Here is a 19,763-nt window from a genome sequence, read left to right as displayed (position 1 = left end):
TTCGAAACCCCGTGCGTTGCTCGAAGTTCGCGGAGCTGATTCGTGCAACCATCGGGAGGTGCCGGAAATGCTATCGAAAGCTTCGTCCCTCTGGTACGTCGACGCACCCGATCCGTTGACGGTACTGCGCGCCAACCATGATCCGGATCCCGATGCCGCACTGGCGCTTGCGAAACAGCTGCACAGCGACCGGGACGTGCTGCCGATCATGGTCGGCACGCTCGCGGGCTGCGCGGGCCCGGACCTCGACGAGGTGTACATCGGTTGCTATCCGGGCGTGACGGTGGTGTGTTCGGCGCAGGCGGCCCGCATCCACCCGACCGAACTTCCGGAGTTGCTGGTTCGCCCGCTGGCCTCCGAGCACACCTATCTGGTGTCCTTCGACACCGCGCATGGCTGGGGTGCGTTCGCGCATTGGGAGCGTGGCGAATTCCGCAGGGCGTTCAGCTCCAGCCGGGTGAACATCCTGGAGGACGAGGGCCTGCCGCTGGTCTGGGAGCGCCCGTACTGGGCGGGCGAACACCCGGTGCGCTGGCACGCGGGCGAGCTGCCCGACCCGCAGACGCTGCCGTTCGACCCACCCGACTTCGCCGACGCCGCCAACAACGAGTGGCTCGGCTTCCACTACCGCGCCCCGGCCGCCGAGGGCGCGCTGGTGCCCGGCGACGTCGCGGTGTGCGGGTTCACGCTGTACCCGAAAGGCCAAGCGCCCGACCCGGCCACCCTCGCCCCGCCGCAGCACGAGCCGGCCGACGTGCGACCCAAGCGCGGTCTGTTCAGCTGGCTACGCGGGCACGACCGCGTGTCCTGACTGCGGTCCTGCTCAGGCCGCCAGTCCGTTGATCAGCAACGCCACCCACCCCAGCAGCACACCCGCCGCACCACCGCCGATTACCCACCTGGTCACCGGCTCCCACCGCATCCGCCAGGCGGTCGGCGCGGCACCGCCCGCCGCGATCAGGTTCACCGCCACCGCGAGCAGCGGGTGCACCTCGGCGAGCGCGCGGCCGAAGGAGAACACCGCGACCGCGGCCAGCAGGGCGACCATGATCGCGACGCCGACGCCTGCGCCCCACGGGGTCGGACCTTGATACGGCGGGTAACTCACGACTGCGCCCCGCCGGTGCTCGGCTCCGGCACGCCGTGTCCTCGGTTCGCTCGCTGCCATTGCCTCACGTCCGTACCCGCTCGTAGAACGCCATTGCGGCGGCGGTGGCCACATTGAGCGAGTCGGTGCCGGGTGACATCGGGATGCGCGCCCGTACGTCGGTGGCTCGCATCGCGTCCTCGCTCAAACCCGGTCCTTCGGCACCGAGCAGCAGTGCCACCCGCTCTCCCGTCATCGCCGTGGCCAGGTTCACCGCCGCCGGGTTCGGCGTGAGCGCGATGATCTGGAAACCCTTGCGCCGCAGTATATCCAGGCCGTCCGGCCAGTCGGGGACGGAAGCGAACGGAACGCGCAGCACATGGCCCATGGACACCCGCACCGCCCGCCGGTACAGCGGGTCGGCGCACCGGTCGCCGAACAGGATGGCCGCCGCGCCGAGTCCGGCCGCGTTGCGGAACATCGAGCCGATGTTCTCGTGGTCGTTGACGCCCTCCAGCACGGCCACCGTGCTCGCCTTGTCGAGCACCTCGTCCAACTCCAGTGCCGCGGGCCTGCGCGCGACGGCGAGCACGCCCCGGTTCAGGTGGAACCCGACCACCTCGGCCATCACCTCGGCCGAGGCGCGGTAGTACGGCACGTCGACGGTGACGAGATCGTCCGCGAGTTCCGCGCGGCGCTTCTCCACCCCGAGCAACGCGGTCGGCGCGAACCGGGAGTCCAGCATCCGCTGCACGACCACCACACCCTCCGCGATCACCAAGCCCTTGCGGCCGGGCAGATCGGGTCGGCGGTCGGCGGACTTGAGGTCGCGGAAGTCATCGACCCGCGGGTCGGCGGGGTCGTCGATATCGATCACTTCGGCCACGGCTACATCCTGCCGGGTAATTCGGACAAACACCGGAGCAGGTGCGATTTCCGCCGGTGGGGAGGCGCGTGGCGGCAACGGGCGACGGTAGGCCGCGCGCCCGCCGAAATTCGAGTGCGGGGCGGTGTCGCGGCGTGGGAGGGTGCAACGATGACGCTGACGAACGGCATCACCATCCGATCGGCCACCCCCGATGACGCGCCCGCGATCCGGACGCTGGTGGCCACCTCCTTCGGCGGTCGACCCGACGACGCGGAGCTCGACCGCTACCGGCAGTTGTTCCCACCGGCGGACGCGATCGTGGCGGCCGACGGCGCGCGGATCGTCGGGCACGTGCAGTCAAGGACGATGACGGTGACCGTGCCGGGCGAACGAGCGGTCGACGCCTGCGGGATCGCGGCGGTCGGCGTGGCGCCGACGCATCGGCGGCGCGGGATTCTGCGCGCGATGTACACCGAGCAGCATCGGCGCACCGAGGCGGCCGGGCTGCCGCTGACCATCTTCACCGCGAGCGAAGCCACCATCTACGGTCGCTTCGGTTACGGCCCGACGGTGCGCGAGAACGCGGTCACCATCGACCGCCGCTTCGCCGAATTCCGGCCGTCCGCCCCGGATCCGGGCGGTGTCGAGCTGGCGGCGCCGGACGAGGTCGCCGAGCACATCACGGCCGTCTACGACCGGTGGCGCAGGCTCGTGCCCGGCGCGCAGGTGCGCCCGGACGCCTCCTGGGCCGGGCTGTTCGCCGACGCGGAACGCTCCCGGCGCGGCGGCACCAGCCTTTTCGTGTTCACCCACCCGGATGGTTATGCGCTGTACCGGTACCACTACCGCGAAACCGGCATGGACGTCGACGTGGTCGAGCTGCGCGCGGTGACCGCCGAGGCGCACGCGGCGCTGTGGCGGGCGCTGCTCGGGCTCGATCTGGTCAAGCAGGTGTCGGCCGTGCTCAGCGACAACGATCCACTGCCCTACCTGCTGACCGACACCCGCCTGGTGCGGACCGCCGGCCGCTACGACGGACTGTGGTTGCGGCTCATGGACATTCCCGCGGCACTCACGGCGCGCACCTATCGACGGGATCTGGATCTGGTACTCGCGGTGACCGACCCGTTCCGCGAGGCGGGTGGCGCGTTCGCGCTCACCGTCCGCGACGGCATCGCCGAGTGCGCGCCGACCACTGCGGCCGCCGATATCGAGCTCGGCATCGACGTCCTCGGCAGCATGTACCTCGGCGCCTATCCCGCCCGGGTGTTCGCCGCCGCGAACCGCCTGCAGGCCAAGGACACCAACCACCTGCGCGCGTTCGAAGAAGCCTTCGGCACCGACCGGGACGCCGTTCTGGGCTGGTTCTTCTGATCCAGGAGAAATGTCCGGATCGGCGCTCTGCTGGCATGCTGGTGGGCATGAAGCCGATTCAGCTCGTCCTCAACGTCCTCTGGCTGGTGTTCGTCGGGTTGTGGATGGCACTCGGCTACATCCTGGCCGGGGTCATCTGCTGCATCCTGATCATCACGATTCCGTGGGGCATCGCCTCGTTCCGGATCGCGGCCTACGCGCTGTGGCCGTTCGGCCGGACCACGGTGGAGAAGCCGGGAGCGGGCACGGGGTCGCTGATCGGCAACATCATCTGGGTCGTCGTCGCGGGCTGGTGGCTCGCGCTCGGCCACCTGCTCACCAGCATTCCGCTGTTCATCTCGATCATCGGAATCCCGTTCGGCTGGGCCAATCTGAAGCTGATCCCGCTGTCGCTGTTCCCGCTCGGGCGCGACATCGTCGACAGCGACCAGCCGTTCGGCGCCCGCTAGCACCGGCGAAAGCACCGGCCGGACAACCTCACTCGGATTCGGCGACGATCTGCTTCATGATGCCGACCGCCTTGGTGAGCACCACGACCTGATCCTCGGTGAGGTTGGACAGCTGCTCGGTCATCCAGGCCTCGCGGGCATGGGTCTCATCGGCGATGAGGGCGCACCCCGCGTCGGACAGCGAGACGATGATCTGCCTGCCGTCGGTCGGATGCGGTTTGCGTTCGACCAAGCCGAGATCGGTGAGCGAGGCGATGACGCGCGTCATCGACGGCGGCTGGACGCGCTCTTTGGCGGCAAGCGCCCCGGGGGTCATCGCGCCGTCGCGAGACAGGGTCGCGAGGGCGGAGAGCTGCGTCAGCGAGATCTGCGAGTCGGCACGGCGGCCACGCAGATGACGCGTCAGACGAACCACCGCCAGTGAGAGCTCACCAGCGAGGGCTCGAACATCGGATGGCGTTGTCACAGAGGTGAACGATACGGGACGGGTGCGCGTCCGATGCGTGTTCTCGCCGCTAGGCTATGACTGTGACGCAGAAAGTGCCCCAGATCCCGGCGCGGCTCACCGACCCGCGGCCGGTGCTCGCGGTCGGCAGCGCGCTGTGGTTGCTCGCCACCGTGGTGGTGTCGGCCACCGGCGACCGGTGGGCCTCGGTGTTGCCGGTCTGCCTGATGGGCATGGTGGTCGGCGTGCTCGCGCTGGGTATCTTCCTGATCCAGCGACGCGGGGCGCGCCGCGGCGACAAGGGTGCGCAGACGGGGCTGTAAGCGGCTCAGCCGACCTGGAAGTCGTTGGTAGTTCCGGTGAACGGGTGCAGTGCGCCGTCGGGGCTCAGGCTGTCGGCGTAGTGCTGGAACCGATACCGGCCCGGCGTGGCGTCGGCGGGAATGTCCCAGGTGAACCGCGCAACGGACTCGGCCGTGCCGCGCTTGCTCCAGAAGAACTTCACCGCCCATTCGCCCTCGTTGGCCACCCGCACCCACTCCCCCGACGCCTGCCTGCGCTGCACTTCCAGGAAGGTGCCGTTGCGGCGGATGTTGTGTTTCGGGTGGGCGGAGACGAATTCGGCGGCGACCTGCGCGCCCGGGGCGTACGCCGGGGCGGGCTGGGTCAGCACGTCGCCGAAGCTACGACCGGGCGGGAGGGTGTCCGGCCCGGCGCCGGGCTGGAAATTCGGCTGCAGGTTGGACACGTCACGCGGGGCCGGACCGCGCGGCACCGCTTGGCGGGCGGCGAATGCCGTTGCGAGCCGGGCGAATTCCTGCTGATAGGCGCAGAGGGTGTAGCGGCCGAACAGCGTCGAGGCGCCCTCGTACTGCTGTGCGTCGTATTCCTCAGGGGTAGTGACGTATTCGTGGTAGGCGTTGGCGTAGCCCTGCAGGAGCACCTGCTGCAGCGGCACGCCGAGCGCGGCCGCGACGGCACGGCGCACGCGCAGGCCCGAGGTGATGGTGAACTCGCCGCCCGCGGCGGCCAGGTAGAGCTCGCCGAGTCGAACGAGCTGGATCGGCAGCACATTCGGCACCCACGGCACCGGCGGCAGCAGCCCGAGCGGCGCGGCAATGGCCTTGGGCGCTTGGGCATCCGCGAGCCAGGCGGGCACGGGGGCATCGTGGCCACCCAGCGCCTGGAGGAACGGATTGCGCACCCCCTCCGGAATGGGCGCGCCGGGCAGCCCGGGGCCGTCCTCTACGCTGCCCGCGACCAGCGAGACGCCCGCCGCCGCGGGCGCGGTGCGCTTGGGCTGCCCGTCCGGGGTGAACCGGCCGTCGACGGCGATATCGGCCAGGTCGATGTAGCAGAGCATGGAGTCGACCGGGCCGCTCATCGACCGCGCCTGGGCCAGTGCGGCTTTCGACGCCGCGTACTGGCGCTCGCCGATGATGCGGGTGTTCTCGAACTCGTCCTCGGTGGGGCCGGAGCCGGGGCGCAGATTCAGATTCGGCGACATGTCGCCCGGGTTGGTCTGCGCGAACGCGGCGACGAAATCCGGTGCGCCGTCGAGGTAGCGCACGCCGTGCTCGATGTGCTCGTAGGCGAAGGACGCGTAACCCTTGTTGTCCGAGCTGATCAGGCGATTCTCGTTGGTCATCGAGGTGTTGTGGGTGGCGAACCAGGTGATGGCGCCGACCTGCCGACCACCCTTGACGAGGGAGAGGGCGGTCACCGCCGGATCGATGGCGGCCGGGAAGTGTTGTTTGTCGGCAACCGGATTGAGCTCCCAGGCCACCCGCGACCGGTTGACGCTCGCGTTGTGCAGTTCGCCGCGGCCGAGGGCCAGCGAGCCGGGGCCGAGATCGGCGTCCGCGGCGACGATGGCCGCCACGATGCCGTCGACCTCCGCGTCGTACACCTGCTGCTGAAAGCCCAAGATGGACAGGTTGTATGCGTAATCGTTACTGGAGCCGCCGCAGGTCGCGTGCGAGTGCGTCGAGGTGAGCAGCACGTTCTGCTCGGTGTACCGATCGCCGAAGCGGCGGGCCAGCTCGGCGAGCACGCCGTGGTGCACGGACTGGAAGATCATGCCGTTGTCCGCGACGACGAACACGACGCGCTGCCCGCCGTGGCCGATGATGAACGCCCTGGCCCGCGGGCGCAGGTGGATACCCGCCGTCTGCTGTTCGAGCTGGGAATAGCCCATCATTCCGCATTCGGCGGCCGGGCCGGTGATGTCGGAAAGCCCGACACCGATCTCGTACCCGCCGGCACCGGGATCGGCCGCCGCCGCGGCACCGAGCGGGCCGGACATGGCGGGCACCGCCGCCGCGGCGGCCAGCGTCGCCGAACCGACAACGCTTCGGGCAAGAACGGCTCTGCGCGACAGCGACATACGCGCCTCCTTCGATCTGATGGCACTGAACCACACAACTGGTCACTCGTCCAGTCGAGATTTTTCCACCGACGAATTGACTGCACGCTTCGTGAGCGCTTAACTCCCTTGGGTGTCCTCCCGATTGAGCGTCGAAGAAAGACGGGCCCACCTTATCGAGGCCGCGATCGGTCTTGCCGAAAAAAAGGGCGTTGCGGGCGTGACCACGCGCGATGTCGCCCAAGCGGCGGGCGTCTCGCTTGGTGTGGTCCATTACTGTTTCGAAAACAAGGACGCGCTGATGACCGAGCTGGTCAAGGCGCTGTCGATGGAATTACGCGATTCTGTCGACGCCAATGAAACGGTATGGCAAGACGTCGGAAGTGGAAAAGAAGCACTTCAAAAATTGATCCGCGCGGGACTGGAACTCATGTGGCTCAACATAGAAGCCACTCCGGAACGTCAACTGCTCACTTATGAAACGACTACTTACGCACTGCGCGAGGGTGAGCAAACTCCGGCGAAACTCGCGATTGCCAGGGAGCAGTACAACTTCAACGACTCCACCGTCGCCGACATCCTGGAGCACGCGCGCGACGCGACCGGGAATCAGTGGTCGGTCCCGCTCACCTCGCTCAGCCGATTCACCCTCAATGTGATCGACGGAGTGGTGCTGCGCTGGCTGGTGGACAACGACAGCGAGAGCGTGCGCGCGCAGCTCGATCTGCTCAGCCACATGATCTCCGAGTACGCGGCTTAGCCCGCTACCGCTGCGGCACAGCCGGATTCGCTACCGCGGCACCCGGAAGTGCACGGTGTCGCCCGCGCGCCACCATGGCACCGAGGCGGTGACCTCGACCGCGCCGTGCAGCCGGACCGTCAGGTCGTCGTGCAGCACCAGGTCGCCTTCCTGCGGCGGCAATGAGAAGAGTTGGCGCAGTACGACACCCAGCGGCTCGGCGGACCAGCTGGTGCGGCGGCCCGCGCTCAGCACCTCGGCGGTGACGGACTCCGAGACCAGCGGCAGGTCGAGCAGCGTCGCCAGGGCGGGCGCGGTGTCGATGTCGCCGACTACCAGGCGATTCGAGGGCAGCGCGAAACCGAACCAGGGCTGGTCGAGAACGACGGCCTGCGCGGGATCGACGACAGCACCGGACAGTGCCCGGACCCGATCGGGCAGCTCGAGGTCGTCGAGATCGAGGTGTGCCGCGGCGACAGCGGCGGCCAATCGCGCGTGTGTTCGCGAAATGACCTCAGGGGAAGGCGTTTTCGCGGGATCCGCGAGAGCCTCGAGCAAGGCTGCGGCCAACTCCGGAGTGATCACCGACGGATCGGCGAGTACCGCGCGGACCGCGGCAGCGTCGTCGGTCAGGCCGGGCACGGCGAATGTCGGGAGCAGGCCCGCGAACTCGGTGTCGGTGGGGTGACGGAACAAACCCAGTGGCGTGCCGTCGATGCGCGCGTTGGCGCGCAACCACCACGCCGTGTAGCCGTCGCGATCGGTGAGCAGACGACGGGTGCGCGGCGCGGAAGCCAACTGCCACAACGCCTCCGGCCACGCGGCCTCGTCCACCAGGTCCAGATCGCGGACGGCCGCGAGCTCCGGCGGGTCCTCCGGCAGCGTCGACCACCAGGTGTCCTCGTCGTCCAGGTCGTGGTCCGGGCCGGTCGGATCGGCCTCGACCACCACGCTGAAGTCCCAGCCGACCCCGATGGCCCGCAGCGCTTGTGCGCCATAGCGTTCCACCATGGCGGGGTCGATCGAGCTGAACGGTGAATCCTCGACCAGCAGCTCACGCAGCGGTGCGTCGGGCAGCAGCAGCTCGTCGGCGGGCCGGGATTCGCCGTCGGCATCGGGCAATTCGAGCAGCCCGAGCCAGGACGGGAGCGCGGCCGGATCGGCGTGCGCGGCTAGGCGGAGCACGGCATCGGTGATGTCCGGGTCGTCCGGGTGGTCTGCCAGCTCAGCGCGGAGATCGGGCTCACTCAGCAGATCTTCGGCGGTCGCCGAACGCGCCCCCAGCCTCGCCAGCAGCGGGTGCGCCGCCTCCGGATGCACGAGCCTGGCCCAATGCACCGGGATCGCGACCTCGAGCTGATCGTCGAGCACCGCCGTACGCGGACCGGTCACCAGGCGCCCGTCGGCCAGCGGAACAGCAAGCGCGCCAAGCTCTTCGGCGGCCAGCGGATCGACCACGAACGGTTCCAGCGCCGCATACAGCGCGTACCACCAGTGCGGCGGGCGCTCCAGGCCGCTCGACAGTTCCGCAACGCGCGCCAGGCCGAGGCGGTGCACGTCCAGCACGCCGAGCGCCTCGGCTTGCCCGCGGCCGGACAACTCCGGGATCACCAAGGGGCCGACGACGTCATCGAGCAGTCGCGCCAATTCCTCGGTCAGGCCGGTGAGCGCGCTCGCCCGGGTCGGGACGGCGACGTCGACCAGCCCGCCGGGCGAATCGGCGCGCGGTCTGCCGAGCGGGTCGGCGAGCGGCCCGCCGAGCGAATCAGAAGGCGATGCGTCGAGCGAGTCGGCGGCCGGTGCTTCGACGGATTCGGCGCTTCGTGTGTCGAACAAGGCGAAACTGTCGGCCTCGGAAGTCCCGCCTGCGGGCGAACCCGATGCCGACGTGCCAGCCGAATAGGGCGTGGCGGGCGAACCGTGGTGCGGCACGGGGTCGTACCGGCCTGTGGCTGCGGCGTCAGCGGCGTGCTGGGTGGCGACGACCGGCAGCCAGGGTTGAGTCTGGAGTTCGCGAACGAGGGCTTCGCGGAGCAGGCCGTCGGCTTCACTACGGGCGAAGGCTGGGGTGGGGACCAGGACCAGGCGGTCGCTGGGCGGCAGGGCGCGGGCGAAATCGGCGTAGCCTGCGGCCAATTCGGTGAGGCGGGCACCGGGGAGCAGGCGGCGGCGGTCCGGCTGCATGGCGATGTCGGCGATCAGCAGGGCCGGGAGGGACAGCTCCTCGTCGGAGCGCGTCGGGGCACGCAGCACATCCGGGGCGGCCGGGATCGGCCTGCCGTTGCGGATCGGGAGCAGCCAGCGGGCGTGTGGTGCGCAGTACTGCCACCAGACTCGCTGTGCGTCGGCAGGGCCGGCGACCCGCACCTCCTGCACGCCGTTCCCGAGCTCGATGGTGGTGCTGGTGAACTCCGCCGTATCGATCGTGATGCGCTGCAGCGCAGGCAGTTCCAGCAATAGGTCGATGGCTTCCGCGTGCATGGCCGCGAGCAGCGCTGCGGCATCCACATCAGGGCGCAGCCGCAGTACGACCTCGGTATCGAAACCGGCCATCGGCGCGGCCTCGATCGGCCAGGTCATCCGCAGCACCGGTGGCGTGAAAGCGTCGCTGTCCGCCGCTGAGCCGCCCGGGAGCGCAATGCCGTGCTGTCGCAGGGCATCCCAGGTCAGCTCGCGCGAGAAGCGCAGCGCCCCGGTGCTGGAACGCACTTCGATCTCATCGCTGACCGACAGCACCGCGGTGAAACCCACACCGAACCGCCCGACAGCGGTGACGTCAGACTTCCCGGACGCCCGCAGCGCGGTGAGCGCGTGCACACCGGAGACATCCAGCGGCGCACCGGCATTGGCGACATGCAGCGCACCGTCGGCCAGCCGAACCAGCAGCCGCCCGGCGACACCCGCCTTCGCGGCCGCGTCCGCGGCATTCTGCGCCAGCTCGGTCAGCAGCCGGTCACGGTAGCCGGCCCGCACCAGATCCGCCTCGGTCGCCGCGTCCTCGCGCAACCGGGTCGGCGAATCACGCCATGCGGCAAGCACACCCGCCCGCAACGCCGACGTGCCGAACGGATCGGCCGTCTCGGTCAGTTCTGCGGCGATGACTCGACCGCCCCGCCCTCAGCCGCCTCGGCCGCACCGTCGGCGACCTGCTCGTCACCCAAGGACGCCTGCGCGACTTCGGCCTCGTCAGCCTGAGCGGCCGCCTCGCCAGAGTTGTCCACAGCGGCCTCGGCATCCGCGGTGGCGACGCTGGTCTCGGCGTCCGGCGCGGACTCGACCACCGGCGCCTCGGCCGATCCGATCTCGGCACTGGCCGATTCGACCCCGGCACTGGGCGCTTCCCCAGTCGGTGTCGACTCGGCGACAGCAGCGCCGTCCTCCGACGCGGTGTCCGCCGCCGACGCAACGGACACGTCGGGCGTTTCCACTACCGGTGCGACCGCATCCGGGGCAGCCGCCGCTTCGCCCTCGGTCGCAGAGGTTTCCGCAGCACCGTCGCCGACCTGCGCCACAGCAGCCGCACCCGCGTCGACCGCAGGCGTTGCCGCCGGGTCGTTCACCTGCGCCGCCGCAGCGGCATCCGCGTCGACCGCAGAAGTTGCTACAGGGTCGGTGACATGCGTCGCTGCCGCATCAGCCTCGGCCGCAGCGGCTTCCACCGCAGAGCCGGACGCCTCCGCCGCGGTGGCTTCGCCCGCAGCGGGTTCTTCGACTGGGTCGGCCGCCTCAGTCGCCACAGCCTCGCCCGCAGCGGCTTCCATCGCGGGACCGGTCGCCTCCGTCGCCACAGCCTCGGCCGCAACGGTTTCCACCACGGGGTCGGCCGTTTCCGTCGCCACAGCCTCGCCCGCAACGGTTTCCACCGCAGGGCCGCCCGCCTTCGTCGCGGTGGCTTCGCCCGCGGCGGGTTCCCCGACTGGGTCGGCCGCCTCTGTCGCCGTGGCTTCGGCCGCAGGGGGTTCCTTGACCGGCGCAAGTTCCTCGGCGGGGATCAGTTCCACGGCCGCGTCGTCGAATGCCTCGTAGAGCGGTGAACCGCCGCCGGTGGGGGCGACGGTGTCGGAGTGGGCGCCGCAGCCGTAGGCGGCGTGCACGACGTGGCCGTCGGCGCCCATGGCGTTGCCGCAGACACCGAAGGCGGCGCGCAGGGAACCGGCGAGCGGGAGGTAGAAGCCGCACAGGCCGCAGGTGGACGGTGCCGCCTTGGCCATCTCGGTGTCCGGGCCGAACTCGGCGTACCAGCGCTCGGCGGCCATTTCGCGGCCTTCGAGGCTCATCACCTGGGTGCGGCCGAGGCCGATCTCGGTGGCGACCTCGTCGACGGCCGGGTCGCCGTTGGCGACGTAGCCCGGCACCAGGCGCGGGTCGTTCGGCGGCGGGGCGAGCAGGTCGCCGGGCGCGAGATCGCCGGGCCTGATCCGCTGGTCCCACGGCACGAAGTCGGGCGCGACCAGGGCATCCGGGCCGGGCAGCAGCGCCGATTCGCTCACCGTCGCGTAGTCGGCCTCCGGCGGGGCCGCCACCACGACCGCCCACTGCCAGCCGCGATAGCCGGGCAGCGTGGCCTCGAAGTGGTGGGTCGCCGCGCTGTCGTCCTCGGCAGCCACGCCGAGATGCGCCCCGACACCGGCTGGTTCCAACTCCAGGAGCGCACGGCGGGCCAGATCGACGGCGTCGGCCAAAATCGGCCTGACACCGGACTCAGAAACAGAAACTGCGCTCACGGCCTACATTTTGCCGTATGAAACGCAATCGGCGTTCGTTGGCCATAGGTGTGCTGGTCGGTCTGGTCATCTGGAGCGGGTGTGGCGCGGCCGAAGAACCGTCGCCCACGATGAATATCGAGGTCGTGGCCACCAGGTCACACGATCCGCGGGCATTCACTCAGGGCCTGGAGATCCACGGCGACGTGCTCTACGAAGGCACCGGACTGTTGGGCGCGTCGAGCGTGCGGGCGACGAACCTCAGCACCGGTGCCGAGCTGGCCAGGGCCGAGCTGCCCGTGCCCTACTTCGGTGAGGGGATCACCGTTGCCGGGGACACACTGTGGCAACTGACCTGGCAAAACCACATCGCCTTCGCCAGAGACCCGCGCACGCTGGCCGAGGTCGGCCGCGCGTCCTACGAGGGTGAGGGCTGGGGCCTGTGCGCCAGGGCCGGGCGGCTGGTGATGAGCAACGGCACCGACACGCTCACCTTCCGCGATCCGGTCACCTTCGCGCCGACCGGCTCGATCCGTCTTACCAGCAACCACAACGCACGCCTCAACGAACTCGATTGCGCGGAGGACGGTTCGGTGTACGCCAACGACTGGCCCAGCGATCGCATCCTGCGCATCGATCCCGACTCCGGCCAGGTGCTCGCGGTGATCGACGCGGGCGCGCTGCTGCCACACCGGACGCGCACGAGCGAGGACGCGCTCAACGGCATCGCGCAGATCCCCGGCACCGACAGGTTCCTCCTCGCCGGGAAGAACTGGCCTACCACCTTCGAGGTCCGGTTCGTGCCTGCCTGAGCTCCACACCACGATTCGCTTGCGCGTCGCGGCCGCGGGGAAGTCCTAGTGACATGCCCCGCCGTCCGCGACGCGACGAACGTCACCTTCCGCCGACACCTTCGACAGCGAGTGAACGCCCAGTACCGAAGTACGACAGAATTGACGACGTGACTACTCCCCGCGAACCTTCCGGTCCCGACCGTGATCGGTGGGGCGGCGAGGAGTACCCGCCGGTCGAACGGCATCCCGGTTTCGACCGGTATCCCCCGCCGAACGCGCCCGCAGGCCGCAGGCCACTGCCGCCGCTCGACCCGGACCGCGGGTATCGACCGGAGCCACCGACCCGGCGCAACGAGGTACCCGTCTCCCCGGATGCCGAGACCCGTAGACACCCATCACCTCGCGCCGATCCGTCGGCGGCCAGAACTCCCCGGCGCGTTTTCCCGCATCGGCCGGATCCCCCACGCGGCCCGGACCCGGAGCACTCTGCGCCGCCACCCACCGCACCGCTGCCCGAGCAACCGGACGCCGCCGCGGCCACCGAAGCACCCGTACCGCCCGGCACCGCGCGAGTGCCGCGCAAGCTCACAGTTACCCGCGTCGCCGCCATGCGCGGCCGCCAGTTGACCGAGAAGGGCATCGCCACTTTCCAGCGCGCGGCCAAGGCCGACGGCGCGGACAAGTCCGGCCTCACCGCGCTCACCTACGCGACGATGGCGAACTTCGCCCTCGACGCCGCGGTCGCCGTCTCGCTGGCCAACACGCTGTTCTTCGCCAGCGCCACCGCGGAGAGCAAGACGAAAGTCGCGCTGTACCTGCTGATCACGATCGCCCCCTTCGCCGTGATCGCCCCGCTGATCGGCCCCATGCTCGACCGGCTGCAGCACGGGCGCCGGGTGGCGCTGGCGACCTCGTTCGCGTTGCGCGCGGTGGTCGCGGTGGTGCTGATCCTCGAATTCGACAGCTGGGCACTGTATCCGCTCGCGCTGTGCATGCTGATCGGCAGTAAATCGTTCTCGGTGCTCAAGAGCGCGGTGACGCCGCGCGTGCTGCCACCGGATATCGACCTGGTGCGCACCAACTCTCGGCTCACCGTGTTCGGCTTGGTCGGCGGCACCATCGGCGCGGGCGCGATCGCCGCACTCGCCGCGGCGATCGCCGACTCCAAGGGCGCGCTCATCTTCGCCATCCTGATCGCCTGCGCCGGAACCTATCTCAGCCTGCGGATCCCGTCCTGGGTCGAGGTCACCGAGGGCGAGGTGCCCGCGACGCTGAGCTATCACGCGCCCACCGAGGTGCTCACGCCGGAGCAGGAATCCACCACCCCGCCGCGCAAACGCAGGCAGCCGCTCGGTCGTTCGGTGGTGACCGCCCTATGGGGCAACAGCGCCATCCGGGTGCTGACCGGATTCCTGACCTTCTACGTCGCGTTCGTCGCCAAGGCCACCGAACATCGCCCGGCCCAGCAGGCCGCCATGCTCGGCGTGGTCGGCGCGGCGGCGGCGCTCGGCAACTTCACCGGCAATGCCACCGGCGCCAGGCTCAAGCTCGGCAAACCGACGCTGATCGTGCTCGCCTGCACCGCCGCCTGTGCGCTGGTGGCGCTCTTCGCGACGTTCACCAACAATCTGCTCGGCGCGGCGATCGCCACCGTGGTCGCCTCGGGCACCAGCGCGCTGGCGAAGGTGTCGCTGGACGCCGCGATCCAGGACGATCTGCCACCCGAGTCGATCGCCTCCGGTTTCGGCCGTTCGGAGACGGTGCTGCAACTGAGCTGGGTGGTCGGCGGCTCGGCAGGCGTGCTGCTGCCGACCGACTACTGGAAGGGTTTCGCGGTCATCACCGCCGTCCTGGTGATCGGCCTGGTGCAGACCTTCGTCAGCTACCGCGGCCACTCGCTGCTGCCCGGCCTCGGCGGAAATCGTCCGCAACACGCGGAGCAGGAAGTGCCCCCGACCCGGCCGATGCCACACACTGCGAACGCATACCGTAAGCCGGCGTCCGGCGGCGGCGAGACGACCCGTATCCAACCAGGAATAGGAGACCCCAGCCAGTGAGCGAGCGAACCTTCGACACAGCAGCTGTGCTCACGGCGCGGCCGTGGGTCACCGAGGTGGCGGCGTGAAGAACCCCCGCACCATCCTCGCGCTGGTCGTCGCCGCCCTACTCGTGTGCACCGTCGCCTTCGTCGGCATCCTGGTCGTCCTCGTGCGCAACGCCGACGAGCACGACCCGGTGATCACCGCCTACGCCCACGGCAAGACCGTCCAGGTCGAACCGTACGTCTACTGCTCGGTCAAGATGGAGGACTGCCGCTACGGCCGGACCGTCCAGCTCGACGTCCCGCCGGACTACCCCTTGCAGCTGTCGCTCCCGAAGAAGATCGCCGACGCACCCTGGCTGGCGCAGCTCGTCTACGCCCTTCCCAACGGCGACCGCATCGACCGGGTGATCAACCACACCAACTTCCCCGAGGGCGCCATGGCCGTCACCATCGACTCGCGCCCCGAACCCGACCTGCGCCTCGTCGGCCTGGAACTCCAACTCCCGATCCTCGCCAAAGACAAGGACACCGGCAAAGAGTTCTACCTGCCCCACGCAGCCTGGTCGATCAGCACCGCAACGTAACCGCGCACAACCAACGCGCACCTTCCCATCGGCAACCCGGCCACGCACAGCGCGAGTCTTACGAGCGCCGTTCGTGGCCACGCGGCCAAAAATTCAGTGGTCGAGTTCGCGCGCTACCGCGCGGACGACCTCGGAGATGCGCTGCGCGGTCTTGCGATCCGGGTAGCGGCCTTTGCGCAGGTCGGGCTGCACCGTCGCTTCGAGCAGGGTGATCATGTCTTCGACCATCCCGTGCAGTTCGTCCGGTGTGTGCCTGCGGGCGACGGGCTCCTTGCGGGCGCGCTCGCGTTCCTGGCGTTCTTGGCCTTGGCGGACCGATGGCGGCGCTTCGAGGAGTTTGAGGCTCAGCGCCTGCGGTCCGCGGCGGCCTGCGGCCATCCCGAATTCGACGCGCTGGCCCGGCTTGAGTCCTTCGACTCCGTCGGGCAGCGCGGAGGAGCGGACGTAGACGTCCTCACCCTCGTCTTGGGAAAGGAAGCCGAAGCCCTTTTCGACGTCGTACCACTTCACCCTGCCGGTCGGCACTGCGCTCACCCGTTCATCATCGAAAACTCGGACCCCACCGGCCCGAGCACATCTGTCCACGGAACCCGCTGTGGCACAACGCCACGAGCAGGTCCTTTTCTGTTTGCGAAAAGAACGCGCCCAGCAGTGATGCGGGACGCGCGTGTCTAAGAGTCTACCCCGGTGCCCATAACGCAAGCACATCAGTTTTACGGTCATGCGGTGACGAACCCTCCCGCTCCGCCACCGTCCAGCGACGCCGATCCCGCAGCGAGCGGGGGCGGTGGGCGCAGGCCGGGTGATTGGTTGCTGCAAGTCGCGCTGGGGCTGTTCGCGCTGGGGTTGCTGGCGATCATCGCCATCTTCTTGATCCCGGTGCTGTCGGATGGCACGCCGGGACTGTGGCTCTATTTCGCTGCGATGCTCGCGCCACTCGGGTTTCTCGTCGCGATCGTCTTCACCCTGCGTTCGGGTCGGCGCTCGCGCTGATCGGCGCGGCTGTCGGTTGATCGCGGCAACTCCCACCTGGGCGTCGTGCCGATCTGACGGAACGGCCACCAGCGGGCTGCGGACGGGTTACCCGAGTCTGTCGTTACCAAATCCCGACTGTGATCCTAGTCACATAACGGGGAGGTCACGGACCGGTGACGGCCCGGCACTGGTCCGAGCGCACCGCTTCTAGCTGCAAAGAAGGGTCGACCTGGGGGCCGAGACCGCACCGAGACCCGCTCGTACACGCCGGTTATCAAATGGTGATTTTTCCCGGCGATCGTCGTACCGTTCTTACCGAGCCGGGACAACCGGCAACCACCGGCCCGCCGCACCGAACCTCGCCCCGCGGGACCCGGAAACCCGACGGAAACGTAGGGGCGAGGGCGGGCATGACGACCTCTCAGTCCAGCCCGACCGATGACCTCGCAGGTGCGTCGAGAGGAAGACGAACCCGATATGAGTGGACGCCATCGCAAGCCAAGCTCCACCGGGCGCACGGTTGCCAAGGTTGCCGTGACCGGCGCGATCATGGGCACCGCAGGTGTGGCCCTGGCAGGCAACGCCAGCGCGGCACCCGACTCCGACTGGGATCGCCTCGCACAGTGTGAGGCCGGCGGTAACTGGGGCATCAACACCGGCAACGGCTACCAGGGCGGGCTGCAGTTCTCGCCGAGCACCTGGAAGGCCCACGGCGGCGGCGAGTATGCCGCCAGCGCCAACCAGGCCACCCGCGAACAGCAGATCGCAGTCGCCGAGAAGGTGCTCGCCTCTCAGGGTTGGGGCGCCTGGCCGAGCTGCTCCGCCAACCTCGGTCTGAGCAGCGCGCCCACCCCGCGTTCGGCTCCCGCCACCAACGAAACCCCCCGCTGGAACCCGGCGCCCGCGCCGCAGGCCCAAGCCCCGCAGGCCGCGCCGGACAGCACCCAGCAGGTCTTCTCGGCCGTCGACCGCGCACTCGAGGTCGTGCAGAGCCAGGGCGTTCAGGTGCCCAAGGAAGCCTTCGACTTCTTCAACGCCGCCAAGGCGAGCAACACCAAGCTCGATCCCGCCATCGTGAACTTCTACGAGGCGAACAAGGGACTCCTGCCCTCCTGATCAACCACGAATAAGGCCCCGCATCCTCGGATGCGGGGCCTTATTCGTATCTACGGACTCTCCGTCCGGAAATCAGCGGTTGATCACCGTGTTCGGGTGCATGTAAGGCAGCTGATCCGCCGGAATCGGAAACTCGGTGTCCTCACCGTACGGCGAGAGCCCACCGGAACGGGTCGACGAGAGTTCGGTGACCGCGTGGTCACCTTCGGCGACCTTAGGCCAGCCGTTGTCGACATACGGTTTCTTCGATTTGTTCACCACAAGCCCATTCTGGCATGCGAGCCGAGCAGAGCAACTTTGCAGCCGCCGTCAGCGGCCGAAGTCAGTCGGCATGGCCTCTTCGGTGGGCTCGCGGCTCCGCACCAGCGTGCGTTCCACCGAGACCGTAGGCTGGATCGGATGATTGCGACCTCCTTGGCCGGGTGGTTGGGTGCGCGTACTGATGCCCAATTGGTAACGCTGCTCGAGCTCCGGCCCGATCTGGCTGTGCCGCTGCCCTCGTCGATGGCCGTGCTGGCCGCGCGGGCCGAGCAGCGCGCCTCGGTGCTGCGCGCCACCGATGACCTGGACACTCTCGATTTCGCGATCCTGGAAACCCTTGCGGTGCACGGGGTGACGCGAACCGAGAGCAATGGCGCCCCGCTGACCCGTGCCGAGTTGCACGTGCAGCTGAGCGATCGCGTGTCCGCCGCCGCGATCGACGCCGCCGTCGAGCGATTGACCGCCCGCGCGCTGGTCTGGACCAGCGCGGACGAGCTGCATCTGATCACCGCGGCCGTCGAGGCGCTGCCATGGCCGATCGGCAGCACCACCGAGATTCCCGATTCGCTGACCGAGCCCGAAGTGCGCGACGCGTTGCCGGAGCTCACTTCGGCGGCGCGGGCATTGCTGGACAAGCTGGCCGCCACGGGCCCGCGCGGACGTACCAGGGACGCCGCGCCTGGCACCCCGGCCGACCGCCCGGTCCAGCAGCTACTGGCCCGCAGGCTGTTGAACCGGATCGACGACGAGACGGTGGAGTTGCCCGTCACGGTCGGGCAGGTGCTGCGCGACGAGCCGGTCACGCACCCGCACGCGTTGACGCCGCCCGCGCCGAAACCGAAGAAGCAGGCCGCCGCCGACGTGAACGCGGTCGCGGCGGGCGAGGTCGGCGAGCTGCTGCGGCACTGCACCGCCGTCCTGGACAACCTCGGCCAGGCACCCGCACCCGCCTTACGCGCGGGCGGGCTCGGCGTGCGGGAGCTACGCCGTATCGCCAAGCAAGCAGGCATCGACGAGCCACGAGCGGGTTTGCTGGTCGAACTGCTGGCCGCCGCGCGACTGATCGAGAAGGGTTTGCCGGACCCGCCGCCGGAGGTCGATTCGGCCGACGATTTCTGGGCGCCGACCCCCGCGGTCGACGCCTGGCTGGAGGCGCCGCCTGCCCGCCGCTGGGTCGCGCTGGCCATGGCCTGGCTCGAATTGGACCGGATGCCATGGATGATCGGCATGCGCGACGCCAACGACAAACCCCTCGCGGCCCTCGCGCTGGAGCTGCGCAACCCGCACGCGCCGCGCGACCGGCACGCCATGCTCGGCCTGCTCGCCGAGTATCCGTCCGGCAGCGCCCTCACCCCCGCCGATATCGGCCGCGTGCTCGCCTGGCGGCAACCACGCTGGCGCAGGCACTTCCGGCTGGACGCGGTGCAACAGACGCTGGCCGAGGCCGCCGCGCTCGGCTTCGTCGGCCGCGGCGCGCTCGGCTCCCCCGCCCGCGCGCTGCTGCACGGCGCGCCGACCAGTGCCGCCGATGCCGAGGCGGCGATGGAAGCGGCGCTGCCCGCGCCGGTCGATCATGTGCTGGTGCAGGCGGACCTGACGGTGATCGCGCCCGGCCCGCTCACCGCCGAACTACAGCACCGGGTCGAGCTGGTCGCCGACGTCGAATCCGCAGGTGCGGCAACGGTTTACCGCATCAGCGAAACGTCGGTCCGGCGCGCGCTCGACGCCGGACTCACCGCGGCCGAACTGCACGCGCTGTTCACGAAGCATTCGCGGACGCCGATTCCGCAGGCGCTGACCTATCTGATCGACGATGTCGCCCGGCGGCACGGGCAGTTGCGCGCGGGCATGGCCCAGTCGTTCCTGCGCAGCGACGACCCGACGCTGCTGGCCCAGGTGCTGGCCGCGCCGGTGGCCGCGGGGCTGGCGCTGCGGGCCATCGCGCCGACGGTGGCGATC

The 19,763-nt window shown here is 69.6% G+C and carries 18 protein-coding genes and 1 pseudogene; 11 read left to right on the top strand and 8 right to left on the bottom strand.

Annotated features, from left to right (window positions below):
- Positions 1–67 precede the first annotated feature (67 nt).
- Positions 68–811: a DUF6928 family protein gene (locus tag ACIHA7_RS29180; protein WP_397294122.1), complete on the top strand. Its 744-nt coding sequence runs from the start codon at positions 68–70 to the stop codon at positions 809–811.
- A 12-nt stretch (positions 812–823) separates the two neighbouring features.
- On the opposite strand, the gene ACIHA7_RS29175 is transcribed toward ACIHA7_RS29180, so the two are convergent.
- The gene (locus ACIHA7_RS29175) at positions 824–1,108 is read right to left on the bottom strand and encodes a DUF2537 domain-containing protein (RefSeq protein ID WP_397294121.1); all 285 of its coding nucleotides are present in this window, start codon (positions 1,106–1,108) and stop codon (positions 824–826) included.
- Between the two features lie 64 nt (positions 1,109–1,172).
- Positions 1,173–1,973, bottom strand: coding sequence for a TrmH family RNA methyltransferase (locus ACIHA7_RS29170; protein WP_397294120.1), 801 nt, complete (start codon positions 1,971–1,973; stop codon positions 1,173–1,175).
- A 150-nt stretch (positions 1,974–2,123) separates the two neighbouring features.
- Here ACIHA7_RS29170 and ACIHA7_RS29165 point away from each other — a divergent pair, with 150 nt between their 5' ends.
- Both ACIHA7_RS29165 and ACIHA7_RS29160 read left to right on the top strand, forming a co-directional pair.
- Positions 2,124–3,329 (top strand): GNAT family N-acetyltransferase, encoded by a 1,206-nt coding sequence (locus ACIHA7_RS29165; RefSeq protein ID WP_397294119.1) that lies wholly within the window; start codon positions 2,124–2,126, stop codon positions 3,327–3,329.
- Positions 3,330–3,376: 47 nt separating this feature from the next.
- Positions 3,377–3,778, top strand: a complete 402-nt coding sequence (locus ACIHA7_RS29160; RefSeq protein WP_397294118.1) for a YccF domain-containing protein — start codon at positions 3,377–3,379, stop codon at positions 3,776–3,778.
- 28 nt (positions 3,779–3,806) lie between these two features.
- Here ACIHA7_RS29160 and ACIHA7_RS29155 read toward each other — a convergent pair whose 3' ends face one another.
- Entirely contained in the window at positions 3,807–4,244 is a 438-nt protein-coding gene (locus tag ACIHA7_RS29155; RefSeq protein ID WP_397294117.1) for a MarR family winged helix-turn-helix transcriptional regulator, read from the bottom strand.
- 56 nt (positions 4,245–4,300) lie between these two features.
- On the opposite strand from ACIHA7_RS29155, the gene ACIHA7_RS29150 reads away from it, so the two are divergent.
- Entirely contained in the window at positions 4,301–4,546 is a 246-nt protein-coding gene (locus ACIHA7_RS29150; RefSeq protein ID WP_397294116.1) for a DUF2530 domain-containing protein, read from the top strand.
- 5 nt (positions 4,547–4,551) lie between these two features.
- Here the strand turns inward: ACIHA7_RS29150 and ACIHA7_RS29145 are convergent, their stop codons facing one another.
- Positions 4,552–6,609, bottom strand: a complete 2,058-nt coding sequence (locus ACIHA7_RS29145; RefSeq protein ID WP_397294115.1) for a neutral/alkaline ceramidase — start codon at positions 6,607–6,609, stop codon at positions 4,552–4,554.
- Between the two features lie 124 nt (positions 6,610–6,733).
- Between ACIHA7_RS29145 and ACIHA7_RS29140 the strand changes: the two genes are divergently transcribed.
- Positions 6,734–7,348 (top strand): TetR/AcrR family transcriptional regulator, encoded by a 615-nt coding sequence (locus ACIHA7_RS29140; protein ID WP_228540917.1) that lies wholly within the window; start codon positions 6,734–6,736, stop codon positions 7,346–7,348.
- A gap of 30 nt (positions 7,349–7,378) precedes the next feature.
- Here ACIHA7_RS29140 and ACIHA7_RS29135 read toward each other — a convergent pair whose 3' ends face one another.
- Together ACIHA7_RS29135 and ACIHA7_RS29130 are read right to left on the bottom strand one after the other, a co-directional pair.
- Positions 7,379–10,366: a sacsin N-terminal ATP-binding-like domain-containing protein gene (locus ACIHA7_RS29135; protein WP_397294114.1), complete on the bottom strand. Its 2,988-nt coding sequence runs from the start codon at positions 10,364–10,366 to the stop codon at positions 7,379–7,381.
- A 44-nt stretch (positions 10,367–10,410) separates the two neighbouring features.
- On the bottom strand, positions 10,411–12,051 hold the full coding sequence (locus tag ACIHA7_RS29130; RefSeq protein WP_397294113.1) for a DUF3027 domain-containing protein: 1,641 nt from the start codon (positions 12,049–12,051) through the stop codon (positions 10,411–10,413).
- Positions 12,052–12,068: 17 nt separating this feature from the next.
- Here ACIHA7_RS29130 and ACIHA7_RS29125 point away from each other — a divergent pair, with 17 nt between their 5' ends.
- From ACIHA7_RS29125 to ACIHA7_RS29115, 3 genes are all read left to right on the top strand, one after another.
- Positions 12,069–12,842: a glutaminyl-peptide cyclotransferase gene (locus tag ACIHA7_RS29125; protein ID WP_397294112.1), complete on the top strand. Its 774-nt coding sequence runs from the start codon at positions 12,069–12,071 to the stop codon at positions 12,840–12,842.
- A gap of 149 nt (positions 12,843–12,991) precedes the next feature.
- On the top strand, positions 12,992–14,881 hold the full coding sequence (locus ACIHA7_RS29120; protein WP_397294111.1) for an MFS transporter: 1,890 nt from the start codon (positions 12,992–12,994) through the stop codon (positions 14,879–14,881).
- 64 nt (positions 14,882–14,945) lie between these two features.
- Complete coding sequence (locus ACIHA7_RS29115; RefSeq protein WP_397294110.1) at positions 14,946–15,452, top strand: DUF2771 domain-containing protein; 507 nt, start codon at positions 14,946–14,948, stop codon at positions 15,450–15,452.
- A 93-nt stretch (positions 15,453–15,545) separates the two neighbouring features.
- Here ACIHA7_RS29115 and ACIHA7_RS29110 read toward each other — a convergent pair whose 3' ends face one another.
- On the bottom strand, positions 15,546–15,977 hold the full coding sequence (locus tag ACIHA7_RS29110) for a cold-shock protein (RefSeq protein WP_186818879.1): 432 nt from the start codon (positions 15,975–15,977) through the stop codon (positions 15,546–15,548).
- 201 nt (positions 15,978–16,178) lie between these two features.
- On the opposite strand from ACIHA7_RS29110, the gene ACIHA7_RS29105 reads away from it, so the two are divergent.
- Complete coding sequence (locus ACIHA7_RS29105; protein WP_397294109.1) at positions 16,179–16,445, top strand: hypothetical protein; 267 nt, start codon at positions 16,179–16,181, stop codon at positions 16,443–16,445.
- Positions 16,446–16,904: 459 nt separating this feature from the next.
- Complete coding sequence (locus ACIHA7_RS29100) at positions 16,905–17,543, top strand: resuscitation-promoting factor Rpf1 domain-containing protein (RefSeq protein ID WP_397294108.1); 639 nt, start codon at positions 16,905–16,907, stop codon at positions 17,541–17,543.
- A 72-nt stretch (positions 17,544–17,615) separates the two neighbouring features.
- On the opposite strand, the gene ACIHA7_RS29095 is transcribed toward ACIHA7_RS29100, so the two are convergent.
- Positions 17,616–17,804, bottom strand: a complete 189-nt coding sequence (locus ACIHA7_RS29095; RefSeq protein WP_397294107.1) for a hypothetical protein — start codon at positions 17,802–17,804, stop codon at positions 17,616–17,618.
- Between the two features lie 138 nt (positions 17,805–17,942).
- On the opposite strand from ACIHA7_RS29095, the pseudogene ACIHA7_RS29090 reads away from it, so the two are divergent.
- A pseudogene (locus tag ACIHA7_RS29090) lies at positions 17,943–19,736 on the top strand (helicase-associated domain-containing protein); the annotation flags it as partial.
- Positions 19,737–19,763: the final 27 nt, after the last annotated feature.

Origin of the sequence: Nocardia sp. NPDC052316, assembly GCF_044547795.1 — a bacterium.
Classification (GTDB): domain Bacteria; phylum Actinomycetota; class Actinomycetes; order Mycobacteriales; family Mycobacteriaceae; genus Nocardia.
This window is presented reverse-complemented; position numbering and strand designations above follow the sequence as displayed.

Coding starts and splice junctions, on each gene's coding strand:
- ACIHA7_RS29165 (WP_397294119.1), top strand. CDS start 2,124: ATGACGCTGACGAACGGCATCACCATCCGATCGGCCACCCCCGATGAC.
- ACIHA7_RS29100 (WP_397294108.1), top strand. CDS start 16,905: ATGAGTGGACGCCATCGCAAGCCAAGCTCCACCGGGCGCACGGTTGCC.
- ACIHA7_RS29150 (WP_397294116.1), top strand. CDS start 4,301: ATGACTGTGACGCAGAAAGTGCCCCAGATCCCGGCGCGGCTCACCGAC.
- ACIHA7_RS29125 (WP_397294112.1), top strand. CDS start 12,069: ATGAAACGCAATCGGCGTTCGTTGGCCATAGGTGTGCTGGTCGGTCTG.
- ACIHA7_RS29145 (WP_397294115.1), bottom strand. CDS start 6,609: ATGTCGCTGTCGCGCAGAGCCGTTCTTGCCCGAAGCGTTGTCGGTTCG.
- ACIHA7_RS29180 (WP_397294122.1), top strand. CDS start 68: ATGCTATCGAAAGCTTCGTCCCTCTGGTACGTCGACGCACCCGATCCG.
- ACIHA7_RS29160 (WP_397294118.1), top strand. CDS start 3,377: ATGAAGCCGATTCAGCTCGTCCTCAACGTCCTCTGGCTGGTGTTCGTC.